This is a genomic window from Neobacillus sp. YX16, assembly GCF_030123505.1.
Lineage (GTDB): Bacteria > Bacillota > Bacilli > Bacillales > Cytobacillaceae > Neobacillus.
In genome coordinates, this window is the sequence record NZ_CP126115.1 from 5,275,888 (window position 1) to 5,293,555 (window position 17,668).

Annotated in this window: 11 protein-coding genes; all 11 read right to left on the reverse strand. The window is 38.1% G+C overall.

The window, feature by feature from the left end; all coding sequences use genetic code 11:
• Positions 1-179: 179 nt before the first annotated feature.
• Positions 180-1,487 carry a nucleotide sugar dehydrogenase gene (locus QNH48_RS26135; protein ID WP_283952605.1) on the reverse strand — a complete coding sequence of 436 codons (1,308 nt, stop codon included), beginning with the start codon at positions 1,485-1,487 and terminating at the stop codon, positions 180-182.
• Positions 1,484-2,248 carry a Wzz/FepE/Etk N-terminal domain-containing protein gene (locus QNH48_RS26140; RefSeq protein ID WP_283952606.1) on the reverse strand — a complete coding sequence of 255 codons (765 nt, stop codon included), beginning with the start codon at positions 2,246-2,248 and terminating at the stop codon, positions 1,484-1,486. The genes QNH48_RS26135 and QNH48_RS26140 overlap by 4 nt, the downstream gene beginning before the upstream one ends.
• 13 nt (positions 2,249-2,261) lie before the next feature.
• Positions 2,262-3,368 (reverse strand): DegT/DnrJ/EryC1/StrS family aminotransferase, encoded by a 1,107-nt coding sequence (locus QNH48_RS26145; protein ID WP_283952607.1) that lies wholly within the window; start codon positions 3,366-3,368, stop codon positions 2,262-2,264.
• Between the two features lie 131 nt (positions 3,369-3,499).
• A complete protein-coding gene (locus QNH48_RS26150; protein WP_283952608.1) occupies positions 3,500-4,144 on the reverse strand; it encodes a sugar transferase in 645 nt (214 codons plus the stop codon).
• 11 nt (positions 4,145-4,155) lie between these two features.
• On the reverse strand, positions 4,156-5,307 hold the full coding sequence (locus QNH48_RS26155; protein ID WP_283952609.1) for a DegT/DnrJ/EryC1/StrS family aminotransferase: 1,152 nt from the start codon (positions 5,305-5,307) through the stop codon (positions 4,156-4,158).
• A gap of 28 nt (positions 5,308-5,335) precedes the next feature.
• Entirely contained in the window at positions 5,336-6,565 is a 1,230-nt protein-coding gene (locus tag QNH48_RS26160) for a glycosyltransferase family 4 protein (RefSeq protein ID WP_283952610.1), read from the reverse strand.
• Positions 6,566-6,579: 14 nt separating this feature from the next.
• On the reverse strand, positions 6,580-7,293 hold the full coding sequence (locus QNH48_RS26165) for an acyltransferase (protein WP_283952611.1): 714 nt from the start codon (positions 7,291-7,293) through the stop codon (positions 6,580-6,582).
• A gap of 146 nt (positions 7,294-7,439) precedes the next feature.
• Entirely contained in the window at positions 7,440-9,308 is a 1,869-nt protein-coding gene (locus QNH48_RS26170) for a polysaccharide biosynthesis protein (protein ID WP_283952612.1), read from the reverse strand.
• Between the two features lie 411 nt (positions 9,309-9,719).
• The gene (locus QNH48_RS26175; protein WP_283952613.1) at positions 9,720-11,651 is read right to left on the reverse strand and encodes a cell wall-binding repeat-containing protein; all 1,932 of its coding nucleotides are present in this window, start codon (positions 11,649-11,651) and stop codon (positions 9,720-9,722) included.
• Between the two features lie 186 nt (positions 11,652-11,837).
• Positions 11,838-16,166, reverse strand: coding sequence for a bifunctional 2',3'-cyclic-nucleotide 2'-phosphodiesterase/3'-nucleotidase (locus QNH48_RS26180; RefSeq protein WP_283952614.1), 4,329 nt, complete (start codon positions 16,164-16,166; stop codon positions 11,838-11,840).
• 134 nt (positions 16,167-16,300) lie between these two features.
• Positions 16,301-17,515: a cell wall-binding repeat-containing protein gene (locus tag QNH48_RS26185; protein ID WP_283952615.1), complete on the reverse strand. Its 1,215-nt coding sequence runs from the start codon at positions 17,513-17,515 to the stop codon at positions 16,301-16,303.
• Positions 17,516-17,668: the final 153 nt, after the last annotated feature.

Consider the following 17,668-nt stretch of genomic DNA (forward strand, 5'->3'; position numbering starts at 1 on the left):
TTAGATTAGCCTGGTTGATTGGAGCTCCAGGCGCTACGCTTTCCGCGGGCTCGCGCGTGAGCCTCCTCGGTCGTTCCGACCTGCGGGGTCTCACTCAGCTCGTTCTTCCCGCAGGAGTCAAGCGCCTTCCGCTCCAATCAAACAAAGTTACAATTTACACAGCCATTTTTATACAGTTTCTATAACTTAAAGTAATTTTCGTTAGAAGTTTTGATTACGTTTCTTGTATCGAAAATGACTTTGCTCTTTTCGCTTACTAATGCGTAGTCAACGTTTGTGTGGTCGGTTAGAACCAACGTTATATCTGCACTTTCGATGAGCTCTTCGGTTAATTCGTATGTCTTAACGATTTCACCGTCTAATTTAAAGTTTGTTACGTATGGATCGACAACTACCACTTCAGCACCTTTATCCTTCAGCATGGTGATAATTGGAAGGGAAGGAGATTCTCTGACATCATCAATATCCTTTTTATAGGCTACCCCTAATACAAGTACCTTTGAACCGTTTAAGGATTTTGCGTACTTGTTTAAGATATCCAATGAGCGGTTAACCACGAATTCTGGCATCGAATTGTTGATTTCCCCTGCTAATTCAATCAGTCTTGTGTGGTAATTATATTCTCTAGCCTTCCATGTTAAATAGAACGGATCGATTGGGATACAGTGACCGCCTAATCCAGGGCCTGGATAAAACGCCATGAAGCCATATGGCTTCGTTTTCGCTGCGTCAATTACTTCCCAGACATCGATGCCCATTTTATCACAAAGAATAGCCATTTCATTTGCTAAGGCAATGTTGATATGTCTGAACGTGTTTTCAAAGATTTTTTCCATCTCAGCAACCGCAGGGCTTGATACTTCATGAACATCACCCTCTAAAACGGACTGGTACATTGCTGCCGCAACTTTTGTACAGTTCTTTGTAATCCCGCCGACAACCTTAGGGGTGTTTTTGGTATTGTAGACTTTGTTACCTGGATCGACACGCTCAGGAGAATAAGCAACAAAGACTGTCTCCCCTACGATCAATCCCTTTTCTTCTAAAGCTGGCTTCACGATTTCTTCTGTCGTGCCAGGGTAAGTAGTTGATTCAAGAACAACTAACATTCCTTCATGCGCATATTTCGCGATTTCTTTTGATGACATTTCCACATAGGAAGTATCTGGCTGCATATGACGATCTAAAGGTGTCGGAACACAAATCGCAACAGCATCTACTTCGGTAATTTTTGAATAATCCGTTGTAGCAATCAATGAGCCAGCTTTAACCATATCAGCTAACTCTTCGTCAACGACGTCACCGATGTAGTTATGGCCTTCATTTACTTGAGCTACTCTGCTCTCTTGTACATCAAAGCCAATAACTTTATAGCCAGCCTTTGCTTTTTCAACAGCTAGCGGCAATCCAACATATCCTAACCCAACAACACCGATAACGGCTGTCCGATTGGTAATCTTATTTAATAAACTTTCAAATGAACTCATGATTTAGCCTCACTTTTTCGATCTACTTTTAGTGCGTCTGTGATGAACTTATACAATACTAAAAATACAATCATTAATTGGAATCCTAACGCAGCTGCAGTTAGGGCATTTAGAAATGGTTTATTGATAACAGGAACGACAGTAACATCTGCCAATTCAGGCTTTTCTAGCTTTGATATTTTTTTATTATCGCGATGATATTTAATTTTATAGTCAATAATTAATTTCTGATTTTTGGTAAATTCCTCCATTGCCGGACCCATGTCCTGCCCTGCCTCTACCGCCTCGATCACTTGATTAGTATAATAATCCATATGTTCTTCCAGAAAAGCAATATTCTCTTTTGATTCCTCAAGGTCATCTCGAGATAATTTAACGGCTGATTCTTGACGCGTAAAATTATCTTCCAAGCGTTCTAGATAATTTTTTGAAATCTTATTTATATTCTTTTCAACTTCTTCTGAATTCGTACCATCCAGTGTAATCAGGATTTGAAAATTACCTGGAAGGATGATATCAAGCTTTAATGTTTCAGGTAACTGATTTTTATAGAAACCTTTTTGTACATTTGGCTTCGTTAATCCATCATTATTAGCATTACCTGTGAATATCAAGGCAGTCCCACGGTACGTTTCTTGAAACCTTGTTTGTTCATACACATACCCCAGCCCAGCGAAGAGGATGGTTACGAGTAGGATCAGCCATTTTCGTTTCCACAAATATTGCAAGTATTGAACGATAGTATTTGCTGTATTATTCATTTTTTCACAATCCCTAAATGTAAAATTCCTCAATCTTTTTCACTACATATTCTTGCTGTTCCGCTTTTAATTCAGGGAACATTGGCAATGATACTGCTTCTTTACATGCCTGTTCTGAAATTGGAAAATCACCTTCACGATATCCTAAATATTCAAACACTGGCTGTAAGTGAAGTGGAACTGGATAATAAACCATCGAGTCAATGCCATTTTCTTTTAGGAATGCTTGAAGCTCATCTCTTCTTTCCACTCTAAGTGTATATTGGTGGAAAACATGATAATTTTCTTCTCTGACTACTGGAGTTTTGATTTGTGGAACCTTTGCATTCAACAACTCTGTGTAATAGGCTGCTCTCTCTCTTCTTTTTTCACTCCACTCTGGAAGGTGTGGGAATTTAACATTTAAGATTGCTGCCTGTAACTCATCTAAGCGACTATTGTAGCCTAGAACACGGTGGTAATACTTAGGTTTACTGCCGTGAACACGGATAACCCGCATTTGTTCAGCAATTTCGTCATCTTGAGCCACAATCATTCCGCCGTCGCCGTAAGCTCCCAAGTTTTTCGTTGGGAAAAAGCTATAAGTAATAGCGTCGCCAATTTCTCCCACTTTCCTGCCTTTGTATTCAGCACCAATTGCTTGAGCTGCATCTTCAATCACATATAAATTATGTTTCTTGGCGATTTCCATGATTGGATCCATATCAGATGACTGTCCATAAAGGTGAACAGGAATAATCGCCTTTGTTTTATCTGTGATCGCTGCTTCTATTTTGCTTGGGTCGATGTTGAAGGTATCCGGTTCGATGTCAACAAAAACAGGTTTGGCCCCAGCTCTTGCCACTGCTCCAGCGGTAGCAAAGAATGTAAAAGGAGTGGTGATAACCTCATCGCCTTCTTTCACACCACATGCTTGTAGGGCAATATGTAAGGCGTCACTTCCATTGGCTACTCCAATACCATGTTTCGCATTTGCAAATTCAGCAACGGACGCTTCAATTTTCCTTACATGGTCACCAAGGATAAACTTTGATGAGCCCATTACTTCATCGAGTGTATGAATAATTTCTTCTCTTAAACCATTATATTGTTCAGATAAGTCAAGCATAGGTACTCTCATGAATTACTTCTCCTTAAGACGTAATAGTAGTAAAAAACCACGGAAGTAATTATACCACTCCCATAGTAAATTCATATTAATGTAAGCTTATTTTAGATAATTCTCCATAAATTCGACAAATTTATGGAGGTTTACCTTAATATTTTTCCAATTGTTGCTAGAATAATGTATATATCCTCAAAAACTGATCTTTTTTCAATATACTCTAAATTAATTTTTAATTTATCGACCATAATTTCTTCAATATACGTTTTTTCAGGGTTCTCGCTTTTCCCTAGTATTTCATTTTCACTGCTGTATTTAATTGAGGCGTAATCGGTGATCCCGGGTCTCACATCAAAAATCTTTTTTTGGACTTGATTATAATAGGCCGTATAGCGTGGTACTTCTGGCCGCGGGCCAACGAGGCTCATATCGCCCTTTAATACATTAATCAGCTGCGGCAATTCATCGAGCTTTGCCTTGCGCAGAAAGTTGCCGATTTTCGTAACCCGGCTATCCTTGCCCACCGTAATTTGTGTACCCTTTTTCTCAGCATCAGTCACCATTGTTCGGAACTTCAATATCTCAAATGGCTTTTCATTCCGTCCCACCCTAGTCTGTTTAAAAAAGATGGGTCCCTTTGAATCTAACTTTATCAGAATTCCAATGATTAAAAAGAACGGAGATAAAATAACCAATCCAACTAAGGAAAACATAATATCAAAGACTCGCTTGAAAAAATCATTTAAAAGAAAACTTCTTTGTTTATGCTGTAATGCTGTTTTTTCTTCCATACAACATCACCCTATTTTTTGTATTTTTTCGCAAGCTCCACTACAGCATTAGCCGCATATTGAACTTCTTCGATTGTCATCCTTGGATATAACGGCAGTGAAATCGCCCCATTAAATGCCTTTAACGCATTCGGATAATCTTCTGCATTATAGCCAAGTCGTTTGTAATATGGCTGCATTGGTACTGGGATAAAATGAACGCTTGTTCCAACGCCCATTTCCTTTAGCTTCTCAATGAATTCCGCCCGGTCAATCGTAAACTTCTCTTCATCAAGTCTGATTACATATAGGTGCCATGCATGGCGGTTTACATCATCACTATAAGGTAGTGTAATTCCGTCTACTGTTGATAAAACCTCATTGTACATTTTTGCGTATTGCTCACGAGTCTGTTGCATTTTTTCTAGCTTGCTTAACTGAACAAGGCCAAATGCTGCTTGAATATCGGTCATATTATATTTATACCCTGGATATTCCACTTCATAATACCATGAGCCTTTGTCCGCATAACGATTCCATGCGTTTTTACTCATTCCGTGAAGGCTCATAATCCGTAATTTATCGGACATTTCTTCGGAGTGAGTAGTGACTAAGCCGCCTTCGCCTGTAACAAGGTTCTTAGTAGCATAGAAGCTGAAACAAGTGAAATCGCCAATGCTGCCAATCATTCTGCCTTTGTATTGCGTATAGATGGCATGTGCTGCGTCCTCAATTACCACTAGATTATGCTTTTTGGCAATTTCCATAATTGGATCCATGTCACAAGGGTAGCCAGCGAAATGGACAGGAATAATACCTTTTGTTTTATCGGTAATCTTAGCTTCAATTAAGTTTGGATCAATATTCATCGTCACTGGATCAATATCAACAAATACTGGTGTTGCGCCAGTGTGAATAATGGTGTTTGCACTTGCTACAAACGTATATGGAGTGGTGATAACTTCATCCCCAGGTCCAATTCCTGCTGCTAACTGGGCGATATGTAATCCAGCCGTACAAGAGTTCAAAGCGATACCGTAATCAGCATTTACATATTGTTTAATTTGGTTTTCGAATTCAACTGTTTTCGGTCCTTTGCTCAGCCAATTGGAGTGGATCGTGTCGATTACCTCTTTAATTTCTTCGTCTTCAATTAAAGGTAAGGCATATGGAATAGTCTTCATTATCGTTTGCACCTCTATTGTATAATCATTATTTTGATAAGACGTCTATAAATCTTTGAGAAAGTACTCGGTAGTCATGTGTTTTCATAACAAATTCTTTGCCGTTTTTCCCCATTTGTTCCCGCTCAGCGTTACTTTTCTTCATCATTTCCCTAACCGCCTGAACAATCTCTTTTGGATCCTCGGGTTTCATTGAGATACCACATCGAGCTTCTTCGACTAGATCGTTCCCGGCTTCAATTCCATGAATAACTGGTTTTCCAGACATTAAATAATCCAATAGTTTATTAGGACTCACACCAAACTGATACAACGGACTTCTCCGCCAGCCAATATAATTACAATCCATTTTTCCTAAGAAGTCAGGAATCGCTTTTTTATTGATAACTGGAAGAAAATGAATGTTTTCAATCCCCTTTTGTTTGGCCATTTGAATTAGCTGATCACGTTCAGGTCCTTTTCCAACAAGAACAAACGAAACGGGGTCATCTTTCATGTCTTCAGCTGCTTCGATTAAAAACTCCATGGCATTAGCAATCCCATGAGTACCCGCATATCCAACCAAGAAATGGTCTTTATCTCTTAATTCGCGAATCACTCTATCATGTTCGTCTGGGATTTTTTCAGTGGCATCCTCCCACTGCTCTATATCAATCCCATTTGGCAAATAGTAAAACTTCTCAGGGTCCATACCATGCTCAATCATGTGCTTATCCGCTTTTGGCAGCAGCGAAACTACTTTATCGGCATTCTTGTAGGCATCATTTTCGCCCTTTTGCATCACCATGATAAATGGATGATACGGAGACATATTGCCTAACAGCATCGGCGATAACGGCCATAAATCATGAACTTCAAAAACTAACTGCGCATTTGCCTTCTTGGCAATTCTTTTCGCCGGGTACATATCCAATGGATAAGTAGAGGAGGCAATAACGGCATCGGGTGCTGTTAATTCAACAATCTTATTGACGTTTGTGCTTAACTCTTTCATGAAGGCGAGGATATTCTTAATCCGGCCAAATCCATTCCCTTCATAGACTGGAGTTCGAATCCAAATATATCGAATTCCGTCCAGTACTTCTACTGTCCAATCTTCCTTCATTTCGGGCTGCTTCGTTCGAATATGGGAATGCGAAGCGGCCATAATTGTCACGTTATGGCCGAGTTTAACCCATTCCTTTGCAAGATAATAGGGCCGGTATTCCATACCGTGCACATTTGACCCTGCATAATGGTTTATAAGTAAAATATTCATTTTATCCCACCAGTTTATTGGTTTCGTAACAGCTGGTCCGCTGGTACATCTCTGAGTTTCCGTGCTGGTGATCCAACCACTAGCTCTTCGCTCTTTACGTCTTTTGTTACTACACTAGCTGCAGCGACTGTACCATCCTCTTCAATCGTTCTACCAGGAAGAATCGTTGAATTAGCGCCAACACGCCCGCCATTTTTAATCGTAACACCTTTAAAATGGTTAAATCTTTCTTTTGTTCTTGCCATATAGTTATCATTTGTCGTTACTACATATGGAGCAATAAAAACATAATCCCCAATGGTTGAATAGGCAGTAATATAACAATTCGTTTCTAATTTGCAGTTTCTGCCCACAGTGCAATCATTTTCTACCGCAACACCTCTGCCGACAATAGTTTTCGTTCCGATGGTAACTCGTTCACGAATAGTAGCTAAGTCTGCAACAAAGACATCATCAGCAATTTCTGCATTCGCATAAATGATTGCTGAGGTGCCAACTGTAACTCCGTCACCAATTATTGTCGGAGGCAGTTTTTTTGTTTCTGGTAATATAGAAGCTTTAGCCCTTGTTGGCTGTTTTCCGATTACAGCGTTGTCTTGAATAATAACATTATTGCCAATTTTAACACCATCATATATTACAACATTATGACCTAGTGTTACATTCAACCCAAACTCAACATCTTCGCCAATAACAACATTTTGTCCTGTAGAAATCTTCTGCACCATAAACATCTTCCTCATTATATATTAATTATTTTAAATCGCTAATTTAACCAAATCAAAAGATCTAAATTATGTATTGCTTGATTATCGTATAACGCGGTAAAGAAAGAACGAGAGGTCCATTCCCTATGTCCTATCGTTCCTCTTTATTAATATGCTGCATTTAATACCTCTTTTATCTTATCGTGATTTGGCTTCGTCGTATTTTTTTTGTTGGTAATAGATAAGAGTGTGGTTCTTAATGCCTCTTTATCATGAATCTTTTGCTCGATTGTAGAAAGAACTTCTTCAGCATCTAGTTCTGTTGCTTTTCCAATATAAATTTTCGAAAAAACCTGACCAGGATGCACTTCTTCTTCATTCAATATTTCTTCATAAAGTTTTTCACCAGGACGCATTCCTGTGTACTCAATTTTTATCTCATCTTCAGTAAAACCAGAAAGCTTAATTAGATTTGAAGCGAGGTCTACAATTTTGACTGGTTCGCCCATATCTAATACAAACACCTCACCACCTCTTGCAAGTGAACCCGCCTGAATTACAAGGCGTGAGGCTTCAGGGATTGTCATGAAGTAGCGCGTCATATCTGGATGGGTAACCGTTATAGGGCCACCATTTGCTATTTGTTTTTTGAATAATGGGATAACGCTACCACGGCTTCCTAAAACATTCCCAAATCTAACAGCAACAAATCTCGTCTTGCTTTTTCGATCGAGATTCTGAACAACTATTTCGGCTATACGTTTTGTAGCGCCCATTACACTTGTTGGATTTACAGCTTTATCTGTAGATATCATTACAAATGTATCGACTCCAGCAATATCAGCGGCTTCTGCAACATTTTTTGTACCATAAATGTTGTTTTTTACTGCAGCCTCAGGGTTTCTCTCCATAAGCGGTACATGTTTGTGTGCTGCGGCATGAAAAACAAAAGATGGCTTATACTTCATCATAATATCAATCATTCGGTCACGGTCTTGAATATCCGCAATTTCTGTACATAATTCAATCTGATTCCGATATTTTGATTTTAATTCCATTTCAATATGATAGATGCTATTCTCACCGTGCCCTAATAACACAACTCTTTGTGGATTAAAAAGGCATAGTTGTCTGCATAGCTCAGAACCAATCGAACCTCCAGCACCTGTAATTAACACGGTTTGATTTTCAATTTTATCCGCAATTCCTTTTGTATCAAGTTGAACTGGTTCACGTCCAAGTAAATCCTCAATTGATACATCACGTATTTCATTAATAGAAATTTTCCCTGATGCAAGGTCACCAATCATCGGTAATATTTGGACATTATTAACATGTTTCTTTGCGGTTGTAATAATTTGATCCAGCTGTTGTTTTTTCAAGGATGGTATGGCAATCACAACATGTTCAATCTTATAACGCTTGACTACCGTTTCTATATCATCGATAGCTCCTGCCACAGGTAAACCGCCAATATTTAAATGTTGCACAGTTGTATTATCATCTAGAAAAGCTACTGGCTGCAAATCTGTAGTCGGATGCTCCTTTAATTGACGTAGAAGCATTCTTCCAGTTGATCCTGCTCCAATAATCAATGTTCGCTTTCTTTTTGCTGGTTGAATTCCTTTTGATTTAAATTGCACTTCAAAGATAACTGTTTGCGCAAATCTCCACCAAAAGCGAATCCCGCCAAGCATTAGAATATGAAGCATGTACGTTAACGTTAAACCACGTGCATAAATATTATTGAACATCAGCTTCTGTATGACGGCAGTAATAATAACCGATGATGTAACAACACTAAAAAGACCCACTAATTCTTCCATACTGGCATAGCGCCATACTCGGCGATACAGCCCAAAAATATAAGCAAAAAGATGGTGGGTGATAAGTAATGTTATGGGTGTTACAATAATAACCTCGGTTACAATATATGATGAAAAAGGGTTAAGCAGAAAATGTGAAACGAAAATTGAAACTAATACTACGGCCGAGTCAATACAGACAAGACTAAACATTCTTGCCCGATACCTCATAAGACCCCTCCTAATTATTTACTCGAATATTTATGTGATTTCACCGTGGTAATTATATCACAGTGGGTAGTTTTTTGTTATTAATTGATGAAAAATGTAATATATTCGTTATTCTTAACATGTACCTGTACCAAAAATTCATTTCATTAAAGATCTTCCAACTATTCAATTTCCTTTCCTTTTAGGTAGACGGATAATATAGCCAAAAGGTTTCTGGTTGAAAATTTTTTATCTTATTTATATGGTGCCGAATGCATTTATTTTTAATTCAACATTGGGTATTATAAGTTAGAATTTAGAGAAATGTAAAGAAGGAAGTACACTCGAATAGTTTATTGAATAAAAAGTAATATAAGTACAAAAATAGCCCTAATTTCTGGTTACAGAACTAGGGCATATTTTTTACATTTTTTAATTTTCAATTTGTTTCTTTACATTATCTGTTACGACACCCGTACCACCTAAGATAACCACGTTCCTTACTTTTTTGGTAATGAGTACGTCTTGGGTAACATATGGCAGTGAATTCTGTTCAACAAGTAAAAGAGGTGCATTTTGTTTTGCTGCTAAAACCGCTCCTGTTAATGCATCTGCATAAGTTCGCCCATTTGCGATAAATACCTTCTCTGCAGGTAAATTAAGCTTTTCCACAAAGTTTGCAGCCGTTTCAAAACGAGTTAAACCGTCGATTCGAACTGCTCCTGGCAGATCCTTAAAGACAACTTGATTAATAACACCTTCACCACCAACAACAATTGTTTTCTTTTTCCCAATTAACATTTTTCTGGTTTCCGGTGGGATTGAATCTTTTGCTGTTAGAAGAATAGGAAAACCATTTCTTGCTGCATACGAGGCAGCTGCAAGAGCGTCAGGAAAATCATAGCCGTATGCTATTACCGCCGTTTCAGGGTTTCCACCTAATTTTTCAGCAATTAAACTAGCTGTTTCATAGCGATTTTTCCCTGCCAGTCTTTCTATTTTATTTACTCCTAAGGTAGCTAACTCTGTTTCGATTCCCTTTGAAATAACTAGTGGACCACCAAGAATAATTGCATTTTTAGCACCCAGATCTTTTATTACTTTTTTTGTATCAGGTGTTAAACCTTCTGTTTGTGTTAAAAGAATAGGTGCATTTAATTTATAGGCAAGAGGTGCTGCTGCCAATGCATCTGGAAAGTCATATCCCCTTGTAATAATAACGGTATCAGCAGAAGTCCAGCCAGCCCTTGCTACCGCAATAGCTGTATCAAAACGACTTAACCCAGAAAGACGTGTAACACTTGGCTTAATGATTTCGTAGTCTACATAAATACCTCGACTTCTTAACGTTTCAATGATTGCAGTAGATTCTTTATTTAGTGGATTACCACTTAAATATAGTGAGCCGCTTTTCATATTCTTTAATGGAGTAATGTCCATAATTAAATTATTGCTAAGGTCAATGTCTCCAGTTGTTATGGAGCTTAATTGGTTAATTGTCGAAATGCGATTATTATTAAAACTCAAGCTATAGCGGGTAGAACCATTGGTCAAGTTAAGACCGTCTAGGCTAGTAAGCTTATTATACCCAACGTCCAAAGTATGAATGGCTTTTAAATTACTCATAGACTGGAGGCTATTTATTTGATTATTCGCTGCTAATATTTTTGTTATATTGGTAATATTTTTCAATGGTTCTAAACTACTAATCTGGTTAAAGCTCAAATCAATAGAAAGAGCTTTTGATACTTTTATTTGCGCCAAAGGGCTTATGTCAGTTATCTGGTTATTAGATAGACGTAAATCTCCATCTAAAAAACTAAGATTTGCTAATGGAGCAAGGTTCGAAATTTTGTTTTGGCTTAAGTATAGGCCTTGCAAATTAGATAACGTACTCAACGGAGAAATATTTGAGATTTGATTATTCGTTAAATTTACAATCGCTAAATTTTTTAACCCTGTTAGTGCCGAAACATCGGTAATGATATTATTGGATAGGTCGAGTCCTACCAGATTAGTAAGATTAGCTAAGCTGTTTATAGTAGAAATCCGATTGTTGCTAAGTTCCAACCAATCGAGTTTCCCTAGATTACTTAAAGGAACTAAGTCAGCAATTTCATTTTTATTTAAAGTAAGACTAGTAATTTCCGTAGCATTTTCAAGACCTGATAGGCTTTTAATCCCTCTGTTTGATCCATCCAAATCAAAAAGCTTGGACAGTTGGTCTGGTAGGAGTTCCCCAGTCGTGATTTTCAATTCTTCCTTTATTGCACTCTCCAGATTTATATCTGATATAGTAATACCATTTGCACTCACAGGAGCAGCAATGGTTAATAGCATAATAAATACGAGGAACAAGCTCATTTTCCTCCTCATCCAAGCACTTCCTTCCATACAAGAATAATATCAGCGAGAAAATATATTATACTAAAATGATTATACCCCAACCTGATAGATTGTTGGTGTTTAAATTTTTAATTGGAAATATCTTTTTCCTATGTATCTATTAGAAAAGCAGACTCATAAAAAAATGAGTCTGCCCTTTTTAGGTTACTGAGTTACTTTTTGAATACGGCCTTCTTGTTTGTATTCAAATGGAGATTTCAAAGTCTTTACAAATGCTACTGTAGCTTCTAAATCCTCAGGACCAACTTCCAAACCAGATGCAAGCGGAAGAATTCCATAGCTGGCATTACCATACATATAATTGTTTACAACAACAGAATATTCCTTCGCTGGATCAACTTTCTCACCGTTTGGTAAGAATAGGTCCACAACCTGTCCTGTTTTTGCTGTATCATCCCATGTGTAAGTGTACTTGAATCCAGCAATATGGAAATCAAGACCTTTTGGTGTAATTTGCTTGTTTAATACTTCTTTTAAATCTGCACCGCTTAAGTTCGTTTTATTTAACACATTTCCAAACGGCTGAATGGAGAATAAGTCACCGAATGTTACTTCACCCGCATCAAGCTGAGCGCGAACACCGCCGCCATTCATTAAGGCAAAGTCTGAATTCATTGCTGCCTTCATACCATCAGCTAATAAGTTACCTAATCCATTGTCACCAAATTCAGTTGCAACAGATGGGTATCCTTTTGCTAATGTAGTTAAAGAGTTACCAACAACTTCGGCTTTCATTGGTGCAATTTCGTCTTCGTATTTTTTCATTATTGCTGATACTTCAGGATCTGGAGTGTAATCAGTTTGGTAAACTGTTACAACTTCTGCTTCTTTCTTGATAATTTCACCTGTTACTGGGTGAAGTTCAAGATCAACATCTGAAAATGCAGATCCATAAGAATAAGCTTGAACAATTAACTTATTATCTACTTCTTTGTCATTAAAAGCATGGTTATGTGCTGCAAAGATAACATCAACTTCATCATTTACGGTTTCTGCTATTTTTGTAGCGTCATAAAGATCTGCGTAACCATTTTGATTTGTAGGATTATGGGCAAGAACAACAATCGCTTCAATACCTTGATCCTTTAACTCTGCAGTATATTTGTCAATCGCTTCTACTTCATCGGTAATTTGAAGGTTTTCATTACCTTTAGTTACAATCATATCAGGAGTTTCTTGTGTAATCACTCCGATAAAACCAATTTTCTGGCCGCCTACTTCTTTAACTACATATGGTACATCTGTAACTAACTTGCCTGTAGATTTATCAAATGCATTTGCTGCAATAACAGGGAAGTTCATACCGTCATAGTCTTTTGTGCCTTTTCCTTGTGGGTGCTCACCGCCGCCAATCATTCGTTGCAATTCTGCAATACCTTCATCAAATTCGTGGTTTCCAAGGGTACCAACATCCATACCTAATGATTCCATTACTTCAACAGTTGGTTCATCTTGGAATAGTGCAGAGATTAGTGGGCTTCCGCCGATCATATCCCCAGCATTAACTAGAAGCGTATTTTCATTTGTAGCTTCACGCTGTCTAATTGCTGCAGCAGTATATTCCATGCTTCCTGCATATACAGTTTGTCCTTCTACAGTAAGTTTTGTATCCGTATCAAGCTGGCCATGTAAATCATTTAAGCCAAGAAGCTGAACTTTAACTGGGCTTAGATTAATTGAATAGTTAGCGTAGTCATTCTTTTCATCCATACCAATATATTTAATGTTTGGTGTTTCTTTTGCAAATTCTTCTGCTTTCGGGCTGGATTGGAATGTAACATTTACATCCGCATCGATTGGAGAGATACTCCAGTTTTTATCAGCAGATGGATTGATAACTTTATTGTTGATAATGTAATTCATTACTACCTGACGGCTTTCATCAGCAGATGCGTAAATTGTCTTAGCTCCGCCCGGATTAATAATTGGAGAAGACGCACGGTAGTTGTTTGTAGCAATAACAAACTTCATGTCATCTGTTACCGGCTGCCCATTATACATTAAGTTCTTAATACGGTTAGCTTCTGGATTCGCAACAACTGTTCCTTTTGAATCGTAGCGTAACGGCTGTGTTACATCGACTTCATAAGTAACACCGTCAATCGTATCAAAGTTATAATCAGGGAAATCTTTATTGATTAAAGTCTGAACTTTTGTTTCAGCAGTATTAATCTGATTAAAGTTTGTAGCTGTCCATTCCAAATAATCCTTCAATTCTTTACCATTTAGAAGTAAAGCTGATACAGTATTCGGGAACTTATAAAGGTCTGCTACGTTTTTAATTGTCATTTCGCCAGCAGGAATGCTTGTGTAGTCATTACCACTATTACGACCTGCTTTAAATGGAGCAGCAGATGAAAGAACTGGAATCCCTTCATATTGAGTTCCTTTTAATACTTTTTCCATGTACTCTTTTTGAGCATTGCTGACAATTTGTACAGAAGGATCATCTTGAACCCTTGAGAAAAAGCTATGAATTGGAGCAGTTGTTTCCCCAACAGAGCTGTTAATATACTCAATAGTATGGTCATGAACAGGCTTCATTAACTCAACCATTTCAGGGTCAGCCTCTACTGTAGATGTACCCATTACCTCTGATTGAGAATTCTTCACTATCCATTTTCCATCAACGAAATCTAAATCTAGGTCAATAACACCAAGGAATTGTCCATCAACTTTTGCTTGAACAGCTGGTACACCATTGATGGTTCCTTTCACGTTATCAATGATTTCTGGGAAAGCGTTATATGCTTTATCTCCAGGAAGTGCTAAATGACTGTGACCAAGTAAAATAGCGTCTACATTTTCAACTTCACTTAAACCAAGGATTGCATTTTCCTTGTCGTCTCTATTTGTTGTGAATCCGCTGTGAGCTACAACAACTACTAGGTCAGCACCGTTTTCCTTCATTTGCGGAATCCATTTTTTAGCAGAAGCAACGATATCCTCTGTTATTACTTTTCCTTCGAGATTTTGCTTGTCCCATTGCATAATTTGTGGAGGTACAAAGCCGATTACACCAACATTAAGCTTATGCTTTTTACCATCTTTATCGACTACTTCTTTTTTAATAATCTTATATGGATTCACTAGATTCTTATTATTGCTTGGATCACTATCGCCATCAGCTTTATAAACGTTTGCTGATACAAATGGGAAATCTGCTCCATTAATACTATTTTGTAAGAAATCTAGACCGTAGTTGAACTCATGATTTCCAAAGTTTGAAACATCATAATCTAGCATATTCATTGCATCATAGATTGGGTGTGTTTCACCTGTAATCGCTTCTTCGGAAACTACGCCTGTTCCACCAAGAACAGTCACATATTTATTTTGAACTAGTTCTGCTACACCAGCAGGAAGCTCATCCTTTTGAACGAGAACAACTGGTGCTCCTTCTTTTGCAGCAAGCACAGAACCAGTGAGTGCATCAGCAAAACCCCAGCCTGTTGAAAGGAATACTTTTTCTTTCACGCTTCCAAGTTCAGTTGCCACCTTTAATGATGTTGCAAAACGGTCTTTTCCACCAAATCGCTGTGGATTCTTTACAGCTGATTCAACTTTTTCACTAATAACGCCAGTGCCGCCTACTAAAATAGTATCGGAAACATTTTCAAGCGCTTCCAAAGTTACGTTAGGGACAGCATCAGTTCTTGTTAATAGGATAGGGTATCCATTTTGAGCCGCATAAGAAGCTACTGAAATCGCATCTGGATAGTTAAAACCATTTACGAGAACTACCTTCTCAGAATTACCTAGTTCTTTTGAAATGGCTGCGGCTGTTTCAAAACGATCTTCACCAGAAATTCTCTTTACCCAAAGATTTAATTTTGATGATAATGCATTGGTTACACGATTAGAGACTACACCCTTACCGCCAACCACAATTGCTTTTGTAGCACCAAGACGCTTAATTTCTTTTTTCGTATCTGTATTTAATGAATCTGTTTGTGTTAATAGAATAGGAGCATTATATTTATAGGCTAATGGGGCAGCTGCCAGCGCATCCGCGAAGTCATCACCTCTTACGATGATTACCGTTTCTGCTGTATCCCAACCTTGTTTTGATACTTGAACTGCAGTTTCATAACGGTCAAGTCCTGCTAAACGTTTAACAAATGTAGGACGGTCTACTTTTGCCACATAATCAGTAAAAGGATTCCCTTGAAGCATATCCCCATTATCTACTAATAGATTGTTAGGGTTTTCTTTACGTTCAGCCTTAACTAGTGTTGAAATTCTAACCAAGCCATTTTTTACAGCTGCATCAGCAAAGTAATCATGGTCCATAATCGTTCCATGGATATCTGTCGTTTCCATGATTTTAAGCTTTACAAATGCTTCATCCGATAATACATTTGTTGGTTGGTTTCCTTCTGCATATACTCCCCCGTACGGAGTTGCCAGAAGTCCCAAAGCCAATGTAGAAACGGCTAGTCCTTTAAACTTCTTTTTTAGGCCTTTTTTCACTAGGTTTTTCCACCTTTCGACAAAAAAGTATTGTTGCAAAATTCATTATAACTGCAATTGTCAAAATAGAATATATCTTTTTTTGTAAATTTTGTAGATTTCTTGTAATTTATTTTTTCTGAATTATTACGAAATTAATAGAGTGGTATCGTACTAATCATCTCGTCCGAAAGCACTCCTGGCCCACCTAAAAGTTTATATTGTTTTACCTGCCCATAAGACGTTAACCAGTTTTTTAATGGGTTGGGTACATAGTCCTTCTCTACAAGGAGAATTGGGGAATCAAGTCTAGCAGCCAAGACCGACCCAGTAAGAGCGTCAGCATAATTCCTTCCAGTGGCTAGAACCGCACTATTTGAAAAACTTCCAAAGAGTTCTAGGATTCTAGCATTGGTCTCAAATCTGGTGGCTCCACTAATTCGTATTCCATTTTCAATTTGTACAAAAACCTGTTCAGAAACAACACCCTCACCGCCAACAACAAATGTAACTTCAGCTTTTTCAAGAATGTGCTGTGTCTCTCTAGGGATTGAAGTAGTCTCCGTCAAAAGGATCGGCATCCCATCTCTTGCTGCATACGGTGACATCGAAAGCGCATCCGCATATCCCTTGCCATATGCAAGTACAACCCTGTCCTTTATCCCCAATCTTTCGGCAATTTTCGCAGCTGTATCATAACGATTAACACCAGCGATTCTATCTACATGTAAACCAAGACTAGTGCCCAATTCTGTTTCTACTTTTTTCGTAACAGCGCCATCTCCACCGATGATGATTACATTCTTTGCTTTTAATCTTACTATTTCATTTTTCACATATTCAGGTAGATGGTTTGATAGCGTAGACAGAATCGGTGCCCCTAACTGATAGGCTAACGGCCCAGCAGCAAGTGCATCCGGAAAGTCATCTCCACGCACTAAGACAACCGTATTCGCCCCATTCGGAAAGGCTTCCTTTGAAATTTCTACTGCCGTTAAATAACGGTTCTCACCGTAGATACGTTTAACTCTTTCACTGACATGCAGTGTTGCCGGTGAACTTTGGTTATTACTTTTATCAACAGCTATTACTTCAATGGTTGTGTCAGAGGCTTGAGGAATAATAGAAATCGTAAAAAAGCCGTCTGGTTGAACAGTTCCTCTGCCAATTTCCTGTCCTTTTACGATTACAAGAATCGTTGAAAGTGATTCTGCCATCCCTCTTAATTGTGATTCACCCTCTACATATTCTCCTAGTAAAGGTGCTTTAGGAGGTGTTGTATCTGAGATTTCCTCAGCCTGATAATTTCCCGCTTGGGTAAATAAACCGAAGAAAAGCATAAATAATATGGATAAGGACTTGTGCTTCACTGGTGTTTTCCTCCAAATCGTTAGTATAATTTCACCCTATTTTATACTAAGGTACGGTTGATTTTATACAGTTCTTTCTTGGTACATTAAACCAGTCCAATTTACAAAAAATGCTATTCTTCTTATCTACTACATTGTATAATCTCTTTGTCG

Coding starts and splice junctions, on each gene's coding strand:
- QNH48_RS26135 (WP_283952605.1), bottom strand. CDS start 1,487: ATGAGTTCATTTGAAAGTTTATTAAATAAGATTACCAATCGGACAGCC.
- QNH48_RS26140 (WP_283952606.1), bottom strand. CDS start 2,248: ATGAATAATACAGCAAATACTATCGTTCAATACTTGCAATATTTGTGG.
- QNH48_RS26145 (WP_283952607.1), bottom strand. CDS start 3,368: ATGAGAGTACCTATGCTTGACTTATCTGAACAATATAATGGTTTAAGA.
- QNH48_RS26150 (WP_283952608.1), bottom strand. CDS start 4,144: ATGGAAGAAAAAACAGCATTACAGCATAAACAAAGAAGTTTTCTTTTA.
- QNH48_RS26155 (WP_283952609.1), bottom strand. CDS start 5,307: ATGAAGACTATTCCATATGCCTTACCTTTAATTGAAGACGAAGAAATT.
- QNH48_RS26160 (WP_283952610.1), bottom strand. CDS start 6,565: ATGAATATTTTACTTATAAACCATTATGCAGGGTCAAATGTGCACGGT.
- QNH48_RS26165 (WP_283952611.1), bottom strand. CDS start 7,293: ATGGTGCAGAAGATTTCTACAGGACAAAATGTTGTTATTGGCGAAGAT.
- QNH48_RS26170 (WP_283952612.1), bottom strand. CDS start 9,308: ATGAGGTATCGGGCAAGAATGTTTAGTCTTGTCTGTATTGACTCGGCC.
- QNH48_RS26175 (WP_283952613.1), bottom strand. CDS start 11,651: ATGAGCTTGTTCCTCGTATTTATTATGCTATTAACCATTGCTGCTCCT.